Genomic DNA, 18,299 nt, shown 5'->3' with positions numbered 1-18,299 from the left:
CGGGGCACGGCCGCGACGTCGAGGCCGTACGCGATCTCACCTTCCGGGTCGGGCGGGGCGAACTGGTCTGCGTCGTCGGCCCGTCCGGCGCCGGCAAGACCACCCTGCTGCGCTGCGTCGCCGGCCTGCTCGGCGCGTCCGGCGGCCAGATCCGCCTCGACGGCGCACCGGTCACCGGTCCCCCGGCCGGGATGGCGGTGGTGTTCCAGGAGTACGGGCGCAGCCTGTTTCCGTGGCTCACCGTCCGCAAGAACGTCGAGCTCCCGCTGAAGGAGAAGGGCGTGGGCCGGGCCGCCCGCGCCGCGAAGGTCGACGCCGCCCTGGCCACCGTCGGCCTGGCCGACAGCGCCGACGCCCACCCGTGGCAGCTGTCCGGTGGCATGCAGCAGCGGGTCGCCATCGCCCGCGCGGTGGCGTACGAGCCGAGCGTGCTGCTGATGGACGAGCCGTTCGCCGCGGTGGACGCCCAGACCCGGGCCGACCTGGAGGACCTGGTCCGGCACCTGTGGCGCCAGCTCGGCGTCACCGTCCTGTTCGTCACCCACGACATCGACGAGTCCGTCTACCTCGGACAGCGGGTGCTCGTCCTGTCCAACCGGCCGACGGTGATCCTCGAAGACGTCCGGATCGACCTGCCGGACGACCGCCACCAACTGGAGACCCGCTCGTCCCCGCAGTTCGCCAAGCTGCGCCGCCAGGTGTACGAGATGATCCAGCTCGCCAAACGGGCCACCGCCCGGAACTACTGCATACGATGACGGAGCCATGAACGACGTACTGGAACAGCTGCGGGCCGCCATCCTGCGTGGCGAGTACGCCCCGCGCCAGCGCCTCATCGAGACCGACCTGGTCAAGCAGTACGACACCAGCCGGTTCGTGCTGCGCAACGCCCTCACCCGGCTGGCGAGCGAGGGCCTGGTCGAGCTCCAGCCCAACCGCGGCGCCAGCGTCCGTGAGATCTCGGTCGAGGAGGCCATCGAGATCACCGAGATCCGCCGCGCCGTGGAAGGGCTCGTCGCGGCCCGCGCGGCGCAGCGGATCACCGACGACCAGATCGCCGAGCTCCGCGCGTTGGGCGGGGAGATGACCGCCGCCATCGAACGCGCGGACATGCTGCGCTACTCCGAGCTCAATGCCCAACTGCACAGCAAGGTACGCGCCATCGCGCAGCACGCGCCGGCCACCAGGATCATCGATCAGCTGAACGCCCAGATGGTCCGCCACCAATTCCGGCTCTCGCTGGTGCCCGGCCGGCCGACGGTCTCCCTGCCCGAGCACCTGGCCATCATCGAGGCGGTCTGCGCCCGCGACCCCGACAGCGCCGAACGCGCCATGCGGGTCCACCTCACCAGCGTGCTCGACGCGCTGGCCGCCTTCGCCCAGCCTTCTACGGCAGGCGCCGGCCGCTGAGCCGGGCAATGGTTTGCTCCACCGTCGCTACCCGGGCGGGCAGCGGCGCCGCGGGCACCTCGACGAGCTCGAAGCCGTACTCGATGTAGGTCTGCTCGTGAATTCGTTCGAAGGCGAGCGAATCCTCGAAGCTGATCCGACGCGCGGCGGTGGGTTGGACGAAACCCTGGTTTCGCACGAAGAAAACGGTCCTCTCGTACGCGCGCCCGGCCACCGTGCGTTCGATCTCCCCGAGAAGGCCACGCGACGCCGTCAGCGCCAGGTGACGGCACAACGCCAACGTGCAGACCGGCGAACGGTCAAAGAACGTCGTGGTACCGGACGCGGCGAGCTGTCTCCTCCGCTGGAGCGCCACGACCTGATCGATGAAGTCCGGCGTTCGCCAAGGCTCTGGCTGGCCAAGCGCCTGCTGGAGAGCGATGACGTCCGTCGCGGCCTCCTCCACGACACCGTGGCCGTTGAGTTCCAGCTGGCGCAGGACGGCCGTCTTCCCGGACCCTGGGGCGCCGGTAAGGATGTACCCGGGCATGAAGTCCCTCCAGGGGCCTAGCAGGTGCCGGTCTCGAGGACGCCGGTGTACGCCTCCGGGCTGCCGCCGGAGCCGTTGAAGACGACCTTGAGGCCGCGGTCCGGGGAGCCGATCGCGGACAGCGGCACCCGCCAGCGGTACGTCCCGCCGGTGTACCCCACAAGCGGGCTCACTCCGCTCACCTCGCTCCACGACCAGCCGGTGCCGGTCGAGCGGTACAGGGTGCCGTTCTCGACCATATAGTCGCCGCCCAGCCCGCCGGACACCGTGGGGACGCGGTAGCCGGTGCCGGTGTCGCCGTCGGTGTTGATGAAGACGTGCCGCCAGGAGAACGAGACGGTGAAGGTCGCGGTGAAGACCGCTGCGGTCGTCGACCGGCACGCCGAGTACGCGGTGATCGGCCCGGCCTTGGCCACGGTCGGGCTCTGGGCGGTTGCCGTCGGCGCGGCCGCCGGGGAGGTCGTGCGGGCCGGCGTCGTGGAGGACTCGGGAGAACGCACCGGCGCGGGCGCACTCGTGACCGCCGGGCCCACAGTGGACGTCGGGCCCGGCTCCGGGCTCGGGGAGCCCCGGCGGAGGGGTGAACGCGGCGGCGGGCGGCTGACCGACCGGCGGTACGGCCGGGTCGGCGGGGCGCTCGCCCGCCGGCCGAAGGGCTAGGGCACCGGCCGCGCCGGCGAGGATGACGACGCCGCCGGCCGCGGCGAGCCACCGGCGCCGGGGTCGCCGGGTCGGGGCATCGGCTGGTTCTGCGGGTCCGGCCGGTTCTGCGAGCTCGACGGCCGCCACTGGTGCCGGTGCCGTCGGCCCGCGGCTGGTCGGGAACATCCTCCGCAGGGATGCGGCCCGCTCGCCCGCGAACGCCGTACCGCTTTCGGACGCACCATTGTCCGGCGTAGCACCAATGTCCACATACGCTCCACATCGCAGAGAAGGGCGTGGAGAGTGTAGGCGACGAAGATCAACCTCACGCGATGAGTGGGCTGCGGCGGGCGACCGGCGCCGCACTTACCTACGGCTGGAGGCCGACGCGCTCGCCGCGCTGACCGCACCGTCCACCGCGATGGCGGATCGGATCGTGTTCGTGTGCACCCACAACTCGGCCCGCTCGCAGCTGGCCGCCGCACTGTGGCGCCAGCGCACCGGCGGCCCGGTCGCTTCGGCCGGCACCCACCCGGCCACGAAGGTGCGCCCCCGCGCGGTCAAGGTCGCCCATCGGCGCGGGCTCACCCTCGACCCCACCGGCACCGCCCACGTCGCCGACGTCATCCACGACGACGACCTAGTGACGCGGTATGCGACAACGCCTACGAGGACTCGCCAACCGCGCCGGGGCCGGCCCGATCCGGCCCCGGCTGCACCGGTCAATACCCGACCCGGTGCGCGTCGACACCGACGCCGCCTTCGAGACCGCCTACACCGACATCGCCGCCCGCGTCGACCGCCTCGCACCCACACTCACCACCGGAGCCGACCATGGCTGACACCACCACCTGGCACCAAGCCTTGTCCATCGACCAACGACTCGCCCTGAACACCGCCGCGATTCACCTGGCTGACGAGTTCGCCGGCGTCTACGGCCCGGAACCATCGAACGGTTCCTACACACCAGCTACGACCAGTTCGCCGGCCGCAGCACCGTGCCCGACTTCCTGCCCTTGCTGGCCGAACGCTTCGCCCGCCAACGCCTACAAGCCCTCGCCCGCGTCGAAGGCCACCACCGCGACGGCGAACCCGTCGTGCTGTTCCTGTGCACCCGCAACGCCGGCCGCTCCCAGATGGCCCTCGGCTTCTTCACCCACCTCGCCGGCGACGCCGCCGTCGCCTGGTCCGGCGGCTCCGAACCCGAGGCCGCAATCAACCCGTCCGCCGTCGCCGCCATGGCCGAACGCGGCATCGACATCACCGGCGAGTACCCGAAACCCTGGACCGACGAGGTAGTGCGCGCCGCCGACGTGGTCATCACCATGGGCTGCGGCGACGCCTGCCCCATCTTCCCCGGCATCCGGTACGAGAACTGGGACCTCGACGACCCCGCCGGCCTCGCCGTCGAGCAGATCCGGCCGATCCGCGACGACCTGGAACGCCGCGTCCGTCACCTGCTCGACGAGATCGGCGTGACGGCCTGATGATCCACCCCGCGTTGTGGCGGCGGTTCCTCGTCGAGTTCGTCGGCACCGCGCTGCTCGTCACCGCCGTCGTCGGCTCCGGCATCATCGCCACCCAACTCTCGCCGAACGACGTCGGCCTGCGGCGGCGCCTTCGACAGCTAGCGACAGGGGTTGCATCGTTAATCGCGTCGCGTGCTGATCGTTCCAGGGCTAGCCTGGCGCCGTGACTCCAAGGGACGATCTTCAGGGCGGACGTGTTGAGCTGCTGGTCCGGCAAGAACGGGCCGAAGATCACGAGGCTGTGCGCGAGGTTCACGCCCAGGCTTTCGGCGACAGCGAACGGGTTCCCGCGCTTGTCGACGCGCTGCGCGCCGCTCAGACACCGCTGGCGCCGGCGTCACTGGTCGCTACCATCGGCGACCGTGTCGTCGGCCATGTGATGCTCAGTGCCTGCCGGTTGGACGCCCTGCCCCGGCTCGTGGACGTGTTGTCACTGTCTCCCCTGGGGGTGCTGCCGGAGTTCCAAGGCCAAGGAATCGGGACTCGACTTGTGGCACACGCCCTCGCGGGAGCCGACAGTCGGGGCATTCCTTTGGTGTTCCTGGAGGGCTCGCCGCACTACTACGGCAAGCGTGGCTTCGCCGACGCCACGAAGTTGGGCTTTCGTCCGCCCACACTGCGCTACCCGCCCGGCGCGTTTCAGGTCGCCAAACTTTCCTCGTACGAGGAATGGATGACTGGCACCTTCGTGTACTCCGACGCTTTCTGGGCCCTGGACTGCGTGGGCCTGCGGGGCGAGGGCCTCGAAACGGCTGCAACCTAATGCCAAGCGTCTGAAGCTCGGCGTCGGACAGCCGGTACCGGACGGGCCCTTCGACGCCAACCCGGCCGCACCGTCGGCCAGCCACCGCCGCCGCCAACCTCTGTAGCTAGAGGCGTACAGCGGTGCGGTCATTCGCGTTGGTGGTAGGTGTTGCGGCGCGGCCGACGCTCCAGGTCCACGTACGCGGGCGGAATGAACTCGGGCATCCCGTCGGCGGCGATGCGGACGGTCCAATGTCCACGGTGGATCAGTCGGTGGTGGTAGCCGCAGAGCATGACGCTGTTGTCCAACGTGGTAGGCCCGCCGTCGGCCCACGAAAGGATGTGGTGCCCGTGACACCAGCGCGGCGGCCGGTCACAGCCAGGGAACGCGCAGCCCTTGTCCCGCAACTCCAGCGCCCGGCGTAGTGGTCCGTTGATCAGCCGGCGGGTGCGGCCCAGGTCCAGGATCTGCCCGTCACCACCCAACACCGCGGGAATGATCTTTGCGTCACAGGCCAGCCGGCGCACCTGCTCCGGACTGAGCCGCTCACCGGTGTCCAACGTGCCCACACCAAGCGCCAAGCGCAACACATCGAACGACACCGTCACCACCACATGCGGCCGCTCCCCACCGCTCTCCGGCAAGTCCTCGGTCCGCATCGCCAGGTCGCAGATCTCGACCAACGCGTCGGCCCGGCGTTGGGCCGGGGTGCGCACGTCCACGTCATGCCGCGGCGCGCACAACGGATCCAACGCGGCGTTGACGGTGGCGGCGCCGTCCTCGTCCAGCCAGCCCGTCAACCGCACCCGACCATCCCCGTGCCGCGTCAGATGGAACGCCCGCGTCTGCCGCGCCCTGGCCTCCATCCGCTCCAACGCCTCCGCGTCGGCAGCCTCGGCGAGCTCGGGGCCACATACGCGAGGATGCCTTCGCCGTAACGGCGCAGCGTGTTCGGCTCGAACTCGGCGGCCCGACCGATCATCGCCTTCTCCGCCTTACCCACCACCTCAGCGGGAAGACGCCGCAACGCGGCGGCGATGATCTGGGCCTGCTCGGTATTCACCAGACCGTCGGCGACCGCCTTGGCCAGGACGGGGCGCGTGTCCAGGGCTTGGGCCAATTCGAGTATCCGCTTCGCGGCGTGTGGGCTGATCCGCAGATGCTCTCGGAGCCACGCTTTGGTGCTGGACGCGTGCTGCGCAACCGCGAGGCCGCGGCTGTCGATCTCCCGAACCAGCCGCGACTGCAACGCCGCGACGGCCTGGGTGATGGCGTGCACGGCGTCCAAACACTCGACCAGATCCTCGTCGCGCAACGACCACGTGGGTGTGTGGACGCCAGCGTCGGCCGTGGCCTTGAGCTGCGTCAACACATCCGGCATCACCCATCTATTGTCGTACAGGCGTGCGAAGATCACTGTCCCGTCCGACGGTATGAGGCCACTGTTCCGAATGTCCATTCAGGCATCGAGCGAAGAGTATTGTGTCTGTCCAAATCGGACAGTCAAGGGAAGCCAGAGAGCCACCACGGGCGGACAGCAAAGGCTTCCGAGCGCGGCAGTCGTGCTCAAGGGCTGACGCAAGAGTTGCCCCTCCTCGCCGCCGCGACAACGGTGAGCACTCGGGATGGAGCGGCGTCGGCGCCGATGACGAGCGGCAACTGGAGGGCCGCGATCGTCCGCGCGCCGCATACCAGGCCGGATCGGAGCGCCGCGCCGAACTCGTCCACCGGCAACGTCACCACAGGGTGCAGGCCGACGCGGACGCCGTCCTGTCACGAACTCCGGGGCTGTCCTGTCCTTGCTGGCATGAGGAAATCACCCACGTCCCGCCAGGAGGAACGATGAGCGCCCAGACCGGCGACAGCGCCTTCCTGCACGAGCTCGAGCTCAACGTCAAGGCGGAGCTGGCCATGGCCGAGAGCAGCCAGCCGGAGGACGAAGCCGAGTGGCTCTTCGATCCGGCGGATGCCGAGCGCGAAGAGGTCGGCCTCCGCAGTCTCCTCGGCGCGGTCGAGTCCTTGGAGGACGACTCCCCGCACGACTGATCAACGGCGGTGCCAGCCGCGCAGCTTGGCCGGGTTGAGTACGACCCAGAGGACGGTGACCTTGGCATCGACGGTTTCGACGGCGACGACCGCGATGGCCTGGCCGGCGCGGCGCAGCGCCAGCCCGGCACGGCCGTTGACGGCTTCGACGGTCAGCTCGGTATCCGGTGGCCCGCACAGCAGGGCCGCGGCCAACCGGGCAACGTCTTCCGCGCCGTGCGTGGGGCTCATCGTGGCGGGCACCCGGCCGCCGCTGTCGCAGACGGCGATGGCGGCGGCGTCCAGGGCGGCTCGGAGTGCGGCGATGTCTCCTAGCTGGCAGGCCCGCGCGAACCCGCGCACGACGTCGTCATGCCGGTTGAGCGTCATGGACATGGACGGGCGGCTGCGGGGGCGGTTCCACCGGTTCGCCAGCGGTGCGGAACGCGCGACGGGGGTCCTGCACCGAGGCGAGCGAGACGATGTCGCGGCCGAACACGGCGGCGACCAGCCAGATCGCCAGCACCCGGATCTTCCGCTCCCAGCTCGGTACGGCCAGGACGTGGTATCCCCGGTGCATCAGCCAGGCCGCCAGCCCTGTGATGACGATGCCGCGGTACTGGAAGATGCCCCGGCCGAGGCCCAGTGTGGCGACCGTGCCGAGGCTGTGGTGTACATACTGCTTCGGCTTCCGGCCGCGGAGGGTGGCCACGATGTTCTTCGCCAGGAGCTTTCCCTGCCGTACGGCGTGCTGGGCGTTCGGCACGGTCGCGGCTCCGGGCCGGCCCGCGGCGAGGTCCGGAACCGCCGCGTCGTCGCCGCCGGCCCAGGCGTCCGGGACCGGCTCGCTCTCGGTGCCGACCCGCAGGTCGGCCCGGACGACCAGCATCCCGCGCTCGTCGACGGGCAGGTCGGTGTGGCTGCGCACCATCGGGTTCGCGGCGTTGCCGACGGTCCACACGATCAGCTCGGAGTCGAATTCCTCCCCGGTCGACAGGACCACGTGACCATCGCGCGCGGAGACCAGTTGGGCATTGAGGTGTACGCGTGCCCCGCGCTTCTCCAGCGACCGCACCACCCAGCGGCCGGGCCCGTCGGTGACCTCGGGAAGGATCCGGTCCCGGGCCTCCACCAGGTGAAACTCAAGCTCTGTCTGGCTCAGCTCGGGGTACGCCCGGATCAGCGAGGTGGCCAGGGACAGCAGCTCGCCGAAGCCCTCGACGCCGGAGAACCCGCCGCCCACGAACGTCACCGTGAGCAGCCGCCGGCGCAGCGGGCCGGGCTCGAGCGTCGAGGCCCGGTCGAAGGAGGTCAGCAGCCGATCGCGGATCGCCACCGCCTCTTCGACGTGCTTCATGCCGATGGCCTGCTCCGCCACGCCGGGAATGCCCAGCTTGCGGGTCACCGCGCCGGCCGTGACGACGATGATGTCGTAGCCGAGCGCGAACGGCGGGCCGTCCGCCGGCTGCACGACGACCGTCCGGTGCGCGTGGTCGACGGCGACGACCGTACCCGAGATGAGCCTGGCCCGGCGCAGATGGCGGCGCAGCGACACCGCGGCGTGCCGCGCCTCGACCGAGCCGGCCAGCACCTCGGGGAGGAACGGCTGGTAGGTCATGTACGGCCGCGGATCGACCACCACGACGCGCGCCTCGTCCCGCCGAAGCTTCTGCTCCAGCTTCCACGCGGTGTAAAAACCGGCGTAGCCACCGCCGACGACCAGAATCGTACGCATGCGATCCTCTGTTCTCTCGCAGTCGCCAGCTACGACCGGGTAGCACGCTGGTTTGTGACATCGGCGATCTTCTCGGGGTTGAACATCCACAGCACCCGATCGATGCCCTCGGTCGAGGCGCTGATGGTGAGCACGCAGCGCACGGTGCCGCCGTGCCGTATCACGACGGAGGTCTGCCCGTTCGTGCTCGCCCACCGCAGGTCGATGTCGTCCCAGAACCAGGTGGAGATCGCGGTCAGGAACCTCGCCACCCGTACCACGCCCACGACCGGCCGGCGGGAGACCCGGACCATGCCGTTGCCATCGGACATGCTGGTCACGTCCGCCGCGAAGAGCTGCTCCAACGCGGCCATGTCGCCGGAACGGGCCGCCGCCAGGAACGTGGTCAGCAGCTCCCGCTGCGCGGCCGCGGTCGCCGGCGTACGCCGTTCGCCCGCCACGTGCTTGCGGGCCCGGCTGACCAGCTGGCGCACCGCGGGCTCGGTCGACTGCAGGATCTCGGCGATCTGCCCATACGGGTAGTCGAACGCCTCCCGCAGGACATACGCGGCGCGTTCACTGGGTGTGAGCTTCTCCATCAGCAGCAGTGCCGCGAACTCCAGGGCCTCACCGCGCTCGGCGCCCAGGTACGGATCCGCGCTCGTGTCGACGGGTTCGGGCAGCCACGGCCCGATGTACGTCTCGCGGCGCACCCGCGCCGACTGGAGCGCGTTGATGGCCAGCCGGGTCGTCGTCGTGGCCAGGAACGCGGCCGGGTTGACCACCGCCCGGCGGTCGGTCGTCTGCCAGCGCAGCCACACCTCCTGGACCAGGTCCTCGGCCTCGGCGGCGCTGCTGAGCATCCGATACGCGATCCCGAACAGGCGTGGCCGCAGGCTCGTGAATACCGCCGCGGCTGCTTCGAGGTCCGCACCAGAATCCGTCACCTGCCCATGGTGGCCGAACCCATCCCGACTACCAACGAGTTAGGACGGAACCACCATCGGTGTGCCGGCGACGGGGTCGGGTATGACGACGCAGGACAGGCCGAAGACCTTCTCGACAAGCTCGGCGGACACCGTGCCGGTGGGGGTTCCCTCGGCGACGATGGCGCCGTCGGACATGGCGATGAGGTGGTCGCAGAACCGGCAGGCCAGGTTGAGGTCGTGCAGGACGATCACGATGGTCTTGCCGGACTCGGTGTTGAGCTTCTTCAGCAGGCGCAGCAGCTCGACCTGGTGGTTGATGTCCAGGTACGTGGTGGGCTCGTCCAGCAGCAGCAGGTCGGTGTCCTGGGCGAGCGCCATCGCCACCCACACGCGCTGCCGTTGGCCGCCGGACAGTTGCCGGAGCGGGCGGTTGATCAGGTCGGCGGTGCCGGTGGCGTCGAGCGCCTGGGCGACGGCGTCGTGGTCGCGGTCGGTCCAGCGGCGAAACCAGCCCTGGTGTGGGTAGCGCCCGCGGGAGACGAGGTCGGCGACGGTGATGCCGTCGGGCGCGATCGGGGCCTGCGGGAGCAGGCCGAGCACCTTGGCGACGTCGAGGGTGCTCAGGTCGGCCAGGGTCTTGCCGTCGAGGTAGACGGCACCGTCGCGGGGCCGCAGCAGCCGGGCCAGGCCGCGCAGCAGGGTGGACTTGCCGCAGGCGTTGGCCCCCACGATCGCGGTCACCTTGCCGTCGAGCACGTCGACGTTGAGGTTCGTCACGATCGCCTGGTCGTCGTATCCGAGGGTGAGGCCCTCGGCGCGCAGTCGGGTCATCCACCCGCTCCTTGCCGGTTGGTGGTGGCCAGCAGCCACAGCAGGTAGGGCGCGCCGACCGCGCCGGTGACGACGCCGGTGGGCAGCGCCGTCGGCATCAGGTGTACGGCGACGAGGTCGGCGGTGAGCAGCAGCGCGGCGCCGGCCAGCGCCGCGGCGACGATGCCGCCGGTGGCCGGGCCGAGCAGCCGGTTGGCGATCGGGCCGGCCACCAGCGCGACGAAGAGGATGGGGCCGGCCGCCGAGACGGCCAGGGCGACGAGCGTCACCGCCACCGCGAGCAGCCCGGCGCGGCTGAGCTCGGTGCGTGAGCCCAGCGCACGGGCGGTGTCGTCGCCGAGTTCGAGCGTCCGAAGCTGCCGCTGCAGCAACACGGCGGTGGGCAGCAGGAGCAGGAGGGCGTACATCAGCAGCTGCCGCTCGCCGGTGCTGGCCTGCCCGACCGAGCCGGTCAGCCAGTGCATCGCCTGCCGCGCCTCGAAGAGTTGGGCCCGGGTGAGCATGTAGCCGAGGAGGCCGTCGAAGAAGACGGCGATGCCGATGCCGATGAGGATGAAACGGTAGCCGCTGACGCCGTCGCGCCACGCCAGCACGTACATCAGCAGGGCCGCCGTGATCGCCCCGCCGAGGGCGAGGCCGCTGACGACCATGCCGCTGACCTGGAACAGCACGATGCCGGTGACCGCGGCGAGCCCGGCGCCGGAGGTGATGCCGACGAAGTCCGGCGAGGCGAGCGGGTTGCGCAGCAGTTGCTGGAAGATCGTCCCGGAGGCGCCGAGGGCCAGACCGACGGTCAGGGCGGACAGCGCGGTCGGCAGCCGCAGGTCGCGGACCACGAAGTCGACGCTGGGGTCGTCGCGCAGGTGCAGCACCGAGCCGATGACCTCGCCCGCGCTGAGCCGGAAGCTGCCCACCATCATGGTGATCACGAACAGGGCCGCGACCACGCCCCCAGCGCGCACGGCACGACCAGGGCACGGGTCGCCCGGCGACGCCGGGTGGCGTGCAGCGCCCGTCCGGTCGCGGAGGCGGTCAGCGTCATGCTCACACCTCCGACAGCCGGGCGTACCGGACGAGGCCGATGAACGTGGGCGCGCCGAGCACGCCGAGGACGACGCCGACCTGCAGCTCGTCCGGGCCGGAGACGAGCCGGCCGAGCACGTCGGCCAGCAGCAGCACGATCGGGGCCAGCAGCATCGAGTACGGCAGGATCCACCGGTAGTCCGGCCCGCAGATGAACCGGGCCATGTGCGGCACGACGAGGCCGACGAAGACGATCGGTCCACAGGCGGCGGTGGCCGCACCGGCGAGCACCGCGACCACGCCGAACGCGGCCACGCGGGTCAGGCGTACCCGTTGGCCGAGGCCGCGCGCCACGTCCTCGCCGAGCGCCAACCCGTTGAGGGCCCGCCCGAACACCAGCGACGCGGCCAGGGCGACGAGCAGGAACGGCGCGACCCCGACCAGGATCGGCGTGTACCGGCCGGCCAGCGAACCGACCTGCCAGAACCGCAGCTCGTTGAGGGCGTCCACATTGGTCATCACGATCCCGCTCGTCACCGACCCGAGCCCGGCCGTGACCGCCACTCCCGCCAGGGCCAGCTTGACCGGGGTGGCACCCTCCCGGCCCAGCGACGCGATCGCGTACACCAGCACGGTCGCCCCGATCGCGCCGACGAACGCGAACCAGACGTAGACCCCGACGCCGCGTACGCCGAGCACGGTGATGGCGAAGACGACGAACGCGGCCGCGCCCGAGTTGATGCCCATGATCCCCGCGTCGGCGAGCGGGTTGCGGGTGACGCCCTGCAGGATGGCGCCGGCGACCCCGAGCGCGGCGCCCACGAGGATGCCGAGCAGGGTGCGTGGGACGCGCAGCTCCAGTGTCACCGTGCTGTTGATCGATCCGTCGTTGTCCAGGCTGCCGAGGGCGTGCAGCACCTCGGACAGGCCGATCGAGCGCGAACCCTGGGTCACGCTGAGGAACGCGACGAGGGCGAGGAGCGCGCACAGGGCGGCGAGCCCCGGCCCGAGGGCGGAGGCTCGCCGTGCCGTCTTGGTCGAGCTGGTCATTCGGGTACGGCGCGCTAGTCGCCGATGTTGGGGTCCGCGGCCTTGACCGCTTCGGTGAGCTTGTCCAGCTCGGTGGCGAAGTCGCCATAGGTGTGCAGCCAGAACGCCGGCCACGCCACGACCGCCCCGGCCTTCGCCGCCTTGATCTTGAACCAGGTCGGCTGCTTCTTGCCCCAGTCGGCGTTCGCCGTGGCGGTGAAGGACCGGCCGTCCCACAGGATCAGGTCGGGCTGGTACTTGTCCGCGTTCTCCCAGCTCAGGTTCTCCCAGTACGGGAAGCTGGGGTCCGGGCTGGCCGGGTTGATCACCTTCAGGCCGAAGCTCTGCAGGTCCAGCAGTTCCGGCGCGTACACGGGGTTGGCGAAGTACACCTTGTCGTCGCTGGGCGACATCGCCCCGACGGTGAGGCCGGGCTTGGCCGCGGTCGCCTCCTTGAACCGGGCGACGGCCTCCTCGAAGCGCTTCTTGTTCGCCGCGATCTGCGGGTCGTCCACCTTGGCGCCCAGGCTCTCGGCGAGGTCCTCGTAGCCCTCGGCGAGCTGCACGATCGACTTGCCCTGCGTGGCGCCTACCACGGGGGCCAGCTCGGCGAGTTTCTTGCTCTTCTCGTCGACGCCCTCTTCCAGGCCGCTGTGCGCCTTCTCCACCGGCCACCAGTCACCGACGATCAGGTCCGGTCGCAACGCCGCGGCCTTCTCCACGTCGATCTTGCCCCACTCCTCCCCCAGGATCTCGATCCCGGTCAGGTCGAGGTTCTTGAGGTTCGGGTCGGTCTTGACCGACTCGTCGGCGAAGATCCCGACCGGCTTGATGCCGAAGGACATCAGCGCGGCCGCCTCACCGGAGTGCGCGATGATCCGGGTGGGGGTCTTGTCCGCCTTGACGACCTCGCCGGACCCGTCGGTGAACGACCACGGACCGGACGCCTCGGTAGCGTCGGCCGGGGAGTCCTCGGAGCCGCAGCCGGCGAGCGCGACGCTCAGGGCCAGCGCGGCGAGGACCGGACGCCATGCACGCATGGTGGCTTTCCGTTCTCTATGAGCAAACAGGATGATCAGCAACTAGTTAGGTGAGGCTAACTAAACACGTTGCCACCAGCAGCTCGATGTGACCGGGATCACAGGGCACCGTCGTATGCATACTTAGGCAATGCTTACCTCACTCCGTCGCGGTCGGGGTGTGCTCGTCGTACTCTCGCTGCTGGCGCTGGCCGTCCTGCTCAGCCTCGCGCTCGGCGCCCGGGACATGCCGCTGCCGAGCGTCATCGAGGCACTGCTGCACCGAAACCCGCAGGTCAACGACCACGTCGTGGTCTGGGACCTGCGCCTGCCCCGGACCGTGATCGGCGCGCTCGCCGGCGCCGCGCTCGGCCTGGCCGGCGCGCTCATGCAGGGCCTCACCCGCAATCCGATCGCCGATCCCGGCCTGCTCGGCGTCAACGCCGGCGCGTCGCTGGCCGTGGTGGTGGCGATCACCTGGCTGGGGATCGGCACCACCGCCGGGTACATCTGGTTCGCCTTCGCCGGGGCGGCGCTGGCGGCCGTCGCGGTCTACGGCATCGGATCGCTGGGCTGGGAGGGCGCGACGCCGGTGAAGCTCGCCATCGCCGGGGCGGCCCTGACCGCGGTGCTCACGTCGCTCATCACCCTGGTCCTGCTCACCGACCTGCAGACGCTGGAGCGGTACCGGTTCTGGCAGGTCGGTTCGCTGGTCGGCCGGGACCTCGCGGTGGTGCGCACGGTCGCGCCGTTCCTCGCCATCGGTGCCGTGATCGCGCTCGCCTCTGGCCGCATGCTGAACGTGGCGAGCCTCGGTGACGACGTGGCACGAGGGCTCGGGCAGAGCGTGACCCGGACCCGGGCGATCAGCATGGCCGCGATCGTGCTGCTCTGCGGGGCGGCCACCGCGCTCGCCGGGCCGCTCGTCTTCGTCGGACTCGTCGCACCGCACGCGGCCCGCTGGATCACCGGCCCGGACTACCGCTGGATCCTGCCCTACAGCGCCCTGCTCGGCGCCGCGCTACTGCTCGCCGCCGACGTGCTCGGCCGGATCGTCGCCCCGCCCGGCGAGGTCGAGGCCGGGTTGGTCGTCGCATTCCTCGGCGCGCCGCTGCTCGTCGCGCTCGTCCGCCGCACCCGGCTGGCCGGGCTGTGACCGCCACGACGGGGGTGCGGCGCCGGCTCCGCCGCCGTGAGCTGACGATCCTCGCCATCCTGGGCGGGAGCGTGCTGGTGCTCGCCGCGGCCGGCCTCTGCCTCGGGGCGTACCGGCTCTCGGTCGCCGAGGCGATGCAGGCGCTGGCCGGCCAGGGCACGACCCGGGACGAGTTCATCGTGGTCCAGGTCCGCGCGCCGCGCCTGGCCGCCGGGGTACTGGCTGGGGCGGCGCTGGCGGTATCCGGTGGGATCTTCCAGACGCTGCTGCGCAACCCGCTGGCGAGCCCGGACATCATCGGGATCACCGCCGGCGCGAGCGTCGCCGCGGTCTTCGCCATCACTGTGCTGGCGGCGGGCGGCGTCGCCGTATCCGGCTGGGCGTTCGCCGGGGCGGCAATCGTCGCGGGCGGCGTATACCTACTCTCTTGGCGCGGAGGGTTCTCGCGGCTCGGAGGGGTGACCGGCTACCGGTTCGTCCTGGTCGGCATCGCGGCGGCGTTCATGGCCAACGCCGTGCTCGGCTTCCTGCTCACCCGGGGTGAGATCCGGCAGGCCCAGACCGCGATCGCCTGGATGGTCGGGAGCCTGGGCGGCGCCCGGTGGCCGGAGATCACCGTCCTCGCGGTGCTGCTCGCCGCGCTGCTGCTGGTGGTGGCGGCGCTCCAGGGGGCGCTGCGCCTGTTGCAGCTCGGCGACGAGACCGCGCGCGGGCTGGGCCTGCCGGTGGAACGGTCCCGGGTTGCGCTGCTCACCCTGGCGGTGGCGCTCGCGGCGGTCGCGACCGCGGTCACCGGGCCGATCGCCTTCGTCGCGTTCGTCGCCACCCCGATCGCCCGCCGCCTGGTACGCACGGGTGGCCCCGCGCTGCTGCCGGCGGCGCTGGTCGGTGCCGTGGTGGTGACCGGCGCCGACCTGGTGGCACAGCACGCGCTGCCGGGCGTCAAGGCGCCGGTCGGCATCGTCACCGGCATCGTCGGCGGCCCCTACCTGCTGTGGTTGCTCGCCACGGCGGGGCGTACCGCACGCGGGGCGTGACCGGCTGCGCGGCGGGTCACATAGGCTAGCCAAACCTAACTTGACCATGGTTGCATGTGGTCGCTTCCGCGGATCGGCCGCGACCTCTGGAGACATCGTGATCAGCAAAAGACTCACCCGGGCGCTGCTCGCAGCCCCCCTCGCGTTCACCCTCGCCCTGACCGCATGCGGCGGGTCCGGCTCGGACGACAGGACCGGCGACTCGGACGGCGACGCGGCCGGCACCGGATCCTCATCAGCCAGCTTCCCGGTCACCATCAACCACGCCTTCGGCGGCACCACCATCCAGACCGCGCCGACCCGCGTCGTCACGTGGGGCTGGGGCAGCGCCGACGCCGCGATCGCGCTCGGCGTCGTACCGGTGGCCATCCCCTTCCAGAGCTACGGCGGCGACAAGAACGGCGTACTGCCGTGGATCGCGCAGAAGCTCACCGCGCTCGGCGCGGCGACACCGACCGTGCTGCCGGAGACGCAGGAGCCGCCGGTGGAGGAGATCGCCGCCGCCAACCCCGACCTCATCCTCGCCCCGTACTCCGGCATCGACAAGGAGCAGTACGACCTGCTCAGCGCGATCGCCCCCACGGTGGCGTACCCGAAGGAGGCGTGGGCGACGCCATGGCGGGACGTGGTCACCACGGTCGGCACCGCGCTGGGTAAGAAGGCCGAGGCCGACGCCCTGCTCGCGGACTTCGACAAGCTCCTCGCGCAGAAGGCGGGCGAGCACCCCGAACTGGCCGGCAAGACGGTGGCCATGGTCTGGGACTCGGCCGGCACCTTCTACGTCTACAAGGAGGCCGACGCCCGCGTGGAGTTCGCGCTCGACCTCGGCATGAAGGGCGCCGCGAGCGTCAACGAGCTCGGCACCGCCGAGTCCCCGTTCTACTTCACGCTCAGCTACGAGAAGCTCGACAAGCTCACCTCGGACGTCCTCGTCTCGTTCGCGACCACCCAGGCCGAACAGGACACCTTCCTCGCCTCGAAGTCCGCGAAAACCATGCCGCAGGTGCAGAACGGCACGGTGGCGTCCCTGGTGGGCGCGGAGTTCATCGCCTCGGTGTCCCCGCCGACGGCGCTCTCGGTGACCTGGGGCCTCGACAAGTACGTCGCGGCGCTCGCCGCCGCGGCGGCGAAGGTCGGCGCCTGACCAAGAAAACCTTCCGCCCGCGAGCAACCTTTTCGGCCGCCCGGCGCACTTGTGTACGTCTGAACACAAGTGCGCCGGGCGCCTGGCGTACGTCTAGAGTTGCCGAGGTGGAAGGCCGTGCCGTTGCGTGACGCCGCCTTCCACGCGTTCTTCGAACAGCACTACGCCGGGCTGTCCCGGCTCGCGTACCTGATGACCGGCGAGACGGCCATCGCCGACGACCTGGCCGCCGACGCCCTCACCGAGGTCTGGCGGCACTGGGACCGGGTGGCGGCGACCCAGGACCCCGCCGCGTACGCCCGGGGGATCGTGGCGAATCTGACCCGCGGCTGGGTCCGCCGGCAAGGCCGCGCCCGCCGCGGCCTGCGACTGCTTGGCCTCTCCGCCGGCGATCAAGGGCGCTCGCAGCCGGACGTGCCGGCCGTGCTGGACGTACGCAGCGCGCTGCGCCGGCTGCCGCACCGGCGCCGGGCGTGCGTGGTGCTGCGGTACGCGTTCGACCTGTCCGAGCGGGAGGTCGCGGAGATCCTCGGCATCTCGGTCGGTGCGGTGAAGAGCCAGACCTCACGCGGCGCCCGCCAACTGGCCGACCTGCTCCAGGACGTGCGGTTGCCGAACCATATCGACGGTTGGGAGGTGGCGCGGTGACCGATCACCGGCAGCCCGCGGAGGGTGTCCTGCGCGCCGAGCTGCGCCGGGCGGCGGCAGAGCACGAACCCGACCGGACGGCGATGCTCAACCGGATCGCGGCCAACCGCGGGTCGCTTCGTGCCCCCCGGGGCAGACGGCGCGCCTGGCCGGGGCGGCCCTCGCCGTCGCCACCGTGCTTGGCCTCGGCGGGATCGCCAGCTGGGCGCTGGCCGCCCACACCGGGCCGGACACGACGCCCGCCGCACCGCCGCCGGCGACCCTGCCGGGCACCACCGGCTCGGCCGCCCCGGGCTCGGCAGCCCCGCCCACCAGCCGGCCACCGGCCAGCCGGCCACACAGTCCGACGCAGGCCCCGTCCCCGTCCTCGGCGTCACCGTCGCCGTCGAGGGTCCGTGGCCATCCCGGCGACACCCAGGTGGAGAAGGGCAGTCTCTGGTCGGACGGCTCCATCGAAGTGGCCGGCACCGACGTCTCGGAGAGCACGGTGACCCTCAAGGCCGAGGCGGACCTCACCGCGCTCGACCTGACGATCCGGGTGGTGATGACCCCCGGCCTCGGCGACCAGGGCGCCACCCACGACGTCACCGGCGGCGCGATCACCGCCACAGTGGAGCGCCGGTCCGGCGCGCTGCTCTACCACTTCGTGCTGCGCGAGGGCACCACGCTCCCGGCCGGCACCTACCGGTTCACCGCCCGCTACGGCCACGACGGCGCGGGCCGCGACGCCACCGACGACACGTACGAGGCGTTCGCCACCGACGCGGACCGCAGACGGCCGCACGTCTACGGCAACTTCGACGTCACGGACTGAGCCAACCCCGGTGTGACCGGCGCCACACCGCCGGTCGGCAACCTTCCGCCGAGCCACGACCACTACAAGCGTCTC

General features: G+C 71.2%; 23 protein-coding genes and 3 pseudogenes. 14 read left to right on the top strand and 12 right to left on the bottom strand.

Features of this window, described 5'->3' with window-relative positions:
- Nucleotides 1–56: 56 nt before the first annotated feature.
- Both Prum_RS35485 and Prum_RS35480 read left to right on the top strand, forming a co-directional pair.
- Nucleotides 57–758, top strand: a pseudogene (locus Prum_RS35485) (ABC transporter ATP-binding protein); the annotation flags it as partial.
- Nucleotides 759–765: 7 nt separating this feature from the next.
- Nucleotides 766–1,410: a GntR family transcriptional regulator gene (locus tag Prum_RS35480; protein ID WP_173080745.1), complete on the top strand. Its 645-nt coding sequence runs from the start codon at nucleotides 766–768 to the stop codon at nucleotides 1,408–1,410.
- On the opposite strand, the gene Prum_RS35475 is transcribed toward Prum_RS35480, so the two are convergent.
- Together Prum_RS35475 and Prum_RS35470 are read right to left on the bottom strand one after the other, a co-directional pair.
- On the bottom strand, nucleotides 1,388–1,939 hold the full coding sequence (locus tag Prum_RS35475) for an AAA family ATPase (protein ID WP_173080743.1): 552 nt from the start codon (nucleotides 1,937–1,939) through the stop codon (nucleotides 1,388–1,390). The two genes, Prum_RS35480 and Prum_RS35475, sit on opposite strands and share 23 nt — an antisense overlap.
- A gap of 17 nt (nucleotides 1,940–1,956) precedes the next feature.
- Complete coding sequence (locus tag Prum_RS35470; RefSeq protein WP_173080741.1) at nucleotides 1,957–2,355, bottom strand: hypothetical protein; 399 nt, start codon at nucleotides 2,353–2,355, stop codon at nucleotides 1,957–1,959.
- Between Prum_RS35470 and Prum_RS35465 the strand changes: the two genes are divergently transcribed.
- The 6 genes and pseudogenes from Prum_RS35465 to Prum_RS35445 all read left to right on the top strand — a co-directional run bounded on the left by Prum_RS35465 (nucleotide 2,333) and on the right by Prum_RS35445 (nucleotide 4,873).
- The gene (locus Prum_RS35465) at nucleotides 2,333–2,599 is read left to right on the top strand and encodes a hypothetical protein (protein WP_173080739.1); all 267 of its coding nucleotides are present in this window, start codon (nucleotides 2,333–2,335) and stop codon (nucleotides 2,597–2,599) included. The two genes, Prum_RS35470 and Prum_RS35465, sit on opposite strands and share 23 nt — an antisense overlap.
- 22 nt (nucleotides 2,600–2,621) lie before the next feature.
- Nucleotides 2,622–3,137, top strand: a pseudogene (locus Prum_RS54645) (arsenate-mycothiol transferase ArsC); the annotation flags it as partial.
- A gap of 97 nt (nucleotides 3,138–3,234) precedes the next feature.
- Nucleotides 3,235–3,423, top strand: coding sequence for a low molecular weight phosphatase family protein (locus tag Prum_RS52450; protein ID WP_246278723.1), 189 nt, complete (start codon nucleotides 3,235–3,237; stop codon nucleotides 3,421–3,423).
- Nucleotides 3,424–3,528: 105 nt separating this feature from the next.
- A complete protein-coding gene (locus tag Prum_RS49975; RefSeq protein WP_371871404.1) occupies nucleotides 3,529–4,068 on the top strand; it encodes an arsenate reductase ArsC in 540 nt (179 codons plus the stop codon).
- Nucleotides 4,068–4,277 carry a hypothetical protein gene (locus Prum_RS55350; protein WP_246278306.1) on the top strand — a complete coding sequence of 70 codons (210 nt, stop codon included), beginning with the start codon at nucleotides 4,068–4,070 and terminating at the stop codon, nucleotides 4,275–4,277. The genes Prum_RS49975 and Prum_RS55350 overlap by 1 nt, the downstream gene beginning before the upstream one ends.
- A complete protein-coding gene (locus Prum_RS35445) occupies nucleotides 4,274–4,873 on the top strand; it encodes a GNAT family N-acetyltransferase (RefSeq protein WP_246278305.1) in 600 nt (199 codons plus the stop codon). The genes Prum_RS55350 and Prum_RS35445 overlap by 4 nt, the downstream gene beginning before the upstream one ends.
- A gap of 128 nt (nucleotides 4,874–5,001) precedes the next feature.
- On the opposite strand, the gene Prum_RS54635 is transcribed toward Prum_RS35445, so the two are convergent.
- The 3 genes and pseudogenes from Prum_RS54635 to Prum_RS54625 all read right to left on the bottom strand — a co-directional run bounded on the left by Prum_RS54635 (nucleotide 5,002) and on the right by Prum_RS54625 (nucleotide 6,236).
- Nucleotides 5,002–5,262 (bottom strand): HNH endonuclease signature motif containing protein, encoded by a 261-nt coding sequence (locus Prum_RS54635; protein WP_246278668.1) that lies wholly within the window; start codon nucleotides 5,260–5,262, stop codon nucleotides 5,002–5,004.
- 51 nt (nucleotides 5,263–5,313) lie between these two features.
- Nucleotides 5,314–5,760 (bottom strand): annotated as a pseudogene (locus tag Prum_RS54630) (DUF222 domain-containing protein); the annotation flags it as partial.
- Complete coding sequence (locus Prum_RS54625; RefSeq protein WP_308785444.1) at nucleotides 5,682–6,236, bottom strand: DUF222 domain-containing protein; 555 nt, start codon at nucleotides 6,234–6,236, stop codon at nucleotides 5,682–5,684. The gene Prum_RS54625 and the pseudogene Prum_RS54630, both read right to left, overlap by 79 nt.
- A 461-nt stretch (nucleotides 6,237–6,697) precedes the next feature.
- Between Prum_RS54625 and Prum_RS35435 the strand changes: the two genes are divergently transcribed.
- Nucleotides 6,698–6,901, top strand: a complete 204-nt coding sequence (locus Prum_RS35435; RefSeq protein WP_173080737.1) for a hypothetical protein — start codon at nucleotides 6,698–6,700, stop codon at nucleotides 6,899–6,901.
- On the opposite strand, the gene Prum_RS35430 is transcribed toward Prum_RS35435, so the two are convergent.
- The 7 genes from Prum_RS35430 to Prum_RS35400 all read right to left on the bottom strand — a co-directional run bounded on the left by Prum_RS35430 (nucleotide 6,902) and on the right by Prum_RS35400 (nucleotide 13,446).
- A complete protein-coding gene (locus Prum_RS35430) occupies nucleotides 6,902–7,270 on the bottom strand; it encodes a sigma-70 family RNA polymerase sigma factor family protein (protein WP_173084495.1) in 369 nt (122 codons plus the stop codon).
- Entirely contained in the window at nucleotides 7,251–8,615 is a 1,365-nt protein-coding gene (locus Prum_RS35425; protein ID WP_173080735.1) for an NAD(P)/FAD-dependent oxidoreductase, read from the bottom strand. Before Prum_RS35425 ends, Prum_RS35430 begins: the two co-directional genes overlap by 20 nt.
- Nucleotides 8,616–8,644: 29 nt before the next feature.
- Nucleotides 8,645–9,541, bottom strand: coding sequence for an RNA polymerase sigma-70 factor (locus Prum_RS35420; RefSeq protein WP_173080733.1), 897 nt, complete (start codon nucleotides 9,539–9,541; stop codon nucleotides 8,645–8,647).
- 39 nt (nucleotides 9,542–9,580) lie between these two features.
- On the bottom strand, nucleotides 9,581–10,354 hold the full coding sequence (locus tag Prum_RS35415) for an ABC transporter ATP-binding protein (RefSeq protein WP_173080731.1): 774 nt from the start codon (nucleotides 10,352–10,354) through the stop codon (nucleotides 9,581–9,583).
- Complete coding sequence (locus tag Prum_RS35410; protein WP_218577500.1) at nucleotides 10,351–11,301, bottom strand: FecCD family ABC transporter permease; 951 nt, start codon at nucleotides 11,299–11,301, stop codon at nucleotides 10,351–10,353. The genes Prum_RS35415 and Prum_RS35410 overlap by 4 nt, the downstream gene beginning before the upstream one ends.
- Nucleotides 11,302–11,398: 97 nt before the next feature.
- On the bottom strand, nucleotides 11,399–12,427 hold the full coding sequence (locus Prum_RS35405; protein ID WP_173080729.1) for a FecCD family ABC transporter permease: 1,029 nt from the start codon (nucleotides 12,425–12,427) through the stop codon (nucleotides 11,399–11,401).
- Nucleotides 12,428–12,441: 14 nt separating this feature from the next.
- Nucleotides 12,442–13,446, bottom strand: a complete 1,005-nt coding sequence (locus Prum_RS35400; protein ID WP_173080727.1) for an ABC transporter substrate-binding protein — start codon at nucleotides 13,444–13,446, stop codon at nucleotides 12,442–12,444.
- Between the two features lie 130 nt (nucleotides 13,447–13,576).
- Here Prum_RS35400 and Prum_RS35395 point away from each other — a divergent pair, with 130 nt between their 5' ends.
- The 5 genes from Prum_RS35395 (at nucleotide 13,577) to Prum_RS35375 (ending at nucleotide 18,224) form a co-directional block, all read left to right on the top strand.
- Nucleotides 13,577–14,581: a FecCD family ABC transporter permease gene (locus Prum_RS35395; protein ID WP_173080725.1), complete on the top strand. Its 1,005-nt coding sequence runs from the start codon at nucleotides 13,577–13,579 to the stop codon at nucleotides 14,579–14,581.
- Nucleotides 14,578–15,618: a FecCD family ABC transporter permease gene (locus tag Prum_RS35390; RefSeq protein WP_173080723.1), complete on the top strand. Its 1,041-nt coding sequence runs from the start codon at nucleotides 14,578–14,580 to the stop codon at nucleotides 15,616–15,618. The genes Prum_RS35395 and Prum_RS35390 overlap by 4 nt, the downstream gene beginning before the upstream one ends.
- 97 nt (nucleotides 15,619–15,715) lie before the next feature.
- Nucleotides 15,716–16,762 (top strand): iron-siderophore ABC transporter substrate-binding protein, encoded by a 1,047-nt coding sequence (locus Prum_RS35385; RefSeq protein ID WP_218577499.1) that lies wholly within the window; start codon nucleotides 15,716–15,718, stop codon nucleotides 16,760–16,762.
- Between the two features lie 123 nt (nucleotides 16,763–16,885).
- Complete coding sequence (locus Prum_RS35380; protein WP_173084489.1) at nucleotides 16,886–17,410, top strand: SigE family RNA polymerase sigma factor; 525 nt, start codon at nucleotides 16,886–16,888, stop codon at nucleotides 17,408–17,410.
- Between the two features lie 175 nt (nucleotides 17,411–17,585).
- A complete protein-coding gene (locus Prum_RS35375; protein WP_173080721.1) occupies nucleotides 17,586–18,224 on the top strand; it encodes a hypothetical protein in 639 nt (212 codons plus the stop codon).
- Nucleotides 18,225–18,299: the final 75 nt, after the last annotated feature.

It is taken from the genome of Phytohabitans rumicis (assembly GCF_011764445.1).
In the GTDB taxonomy this organism is placed as follows: domain Bacteria; phylum Actinomycetota; class Actinomycetes; order Mycobacteriales; family Micromonosporaceae; genus Phytohabitans; species Phytohabitans rumicis.
The sequence above is the reverse complement of the archived record's forward strand: the minus strand, read 5'-3'. Positions and strand labels throughout refer to the sequence as shown.

Excerpts from the sequence above, each read along its gene's own strand:
- Prum_RS35480 (WP_173080745.1), top strand. The coding sequence starts at position 766 with ATGAACGACGTACTGGAACAGCTGCGGGCCGCCATCCTGCGTGGCGAG.
- Prum_RS35475 (WP_173080743.1), bottom strand. The coding sequence starts at position 1,939 with ATGCCCGGGTACATCCTTACCGGCGCCCCAGGGTCCGGGAAGACGGCC.
- Prum_RS52450 (WP_246278723.1), top strand. The coding sequence starts at position 3,235 with ATGCGACAACGCCTACGAGGACTCGCCAACCGCGCCGGGGCCGGCCCG.
- Prum_RS55350 (WP_246278306.1), top strand. The coding sequence starts at position 4,068 with ATGATCCACCCCGCGTTGTGGCGGCGGTTCCTCGTCGAGTTCGTCGGC.
- Prum_RS54625 (WP_308785444.1), bottom strand. The coding sequence starts at position 6,236 with ATGCCGGATGTGTTGACGCAGCTCAAGGCCACGGCCGACGCTGGCGTC.
- Prum_RS35435 (WP_173080737.1), top strand. The coding sequence starts at position 6,698 with ATGAGCGCCCAGACCGGCGACAGCGCCTTCCTGCACGAGCTCGAGCTC.
- Prum_RS35430 (WP_173084495.1), bottom strand. The coding sequence starts at position 7,270 with ATGACGCTCAACCGGCATGACGACGTCGTGCGCGGGTTCGCGCGGGCC.
- Prum_RS35425 (WP_173080735.1), bottom strand. The coding sequence starts at position 8,615 with ATGCGTACGATTCTGGTCGTCGGCGGTGGCTACGCCGGTTTTTACACC.
- Prum_RS35415 (WP_173080731.1), bottom strand. The coding sequence starts at position 10,354 with ATGACCCGACTGCGCGCCGAGGGCCTCACCCTCGGATACGACGACCAG.
- Prum_RS35405 (WP_173080729.1), bottom strand. The coding sequence starts at position 12,427 with ATGACCAGCTCGACCAAGACGGCACGGCGAGCCTCCGCCCTCGGGCCG.
- Prum_RS35400 (WP_173080727.1), bottom strand. The coding sequence starts at position 13,446 with ATGCGTGCATGGCGTCCGGTCCTCGCCGCGCTGGCCCTGAGCGTCGCG.
- Prum_RS35395 (WP_173080725.1), top strand. The coding sequence starts at position 13,577 with ATGCTTACCTCACTCCGTCGCGGTCGGGGTGTGCTCGTCGTACTCTCG.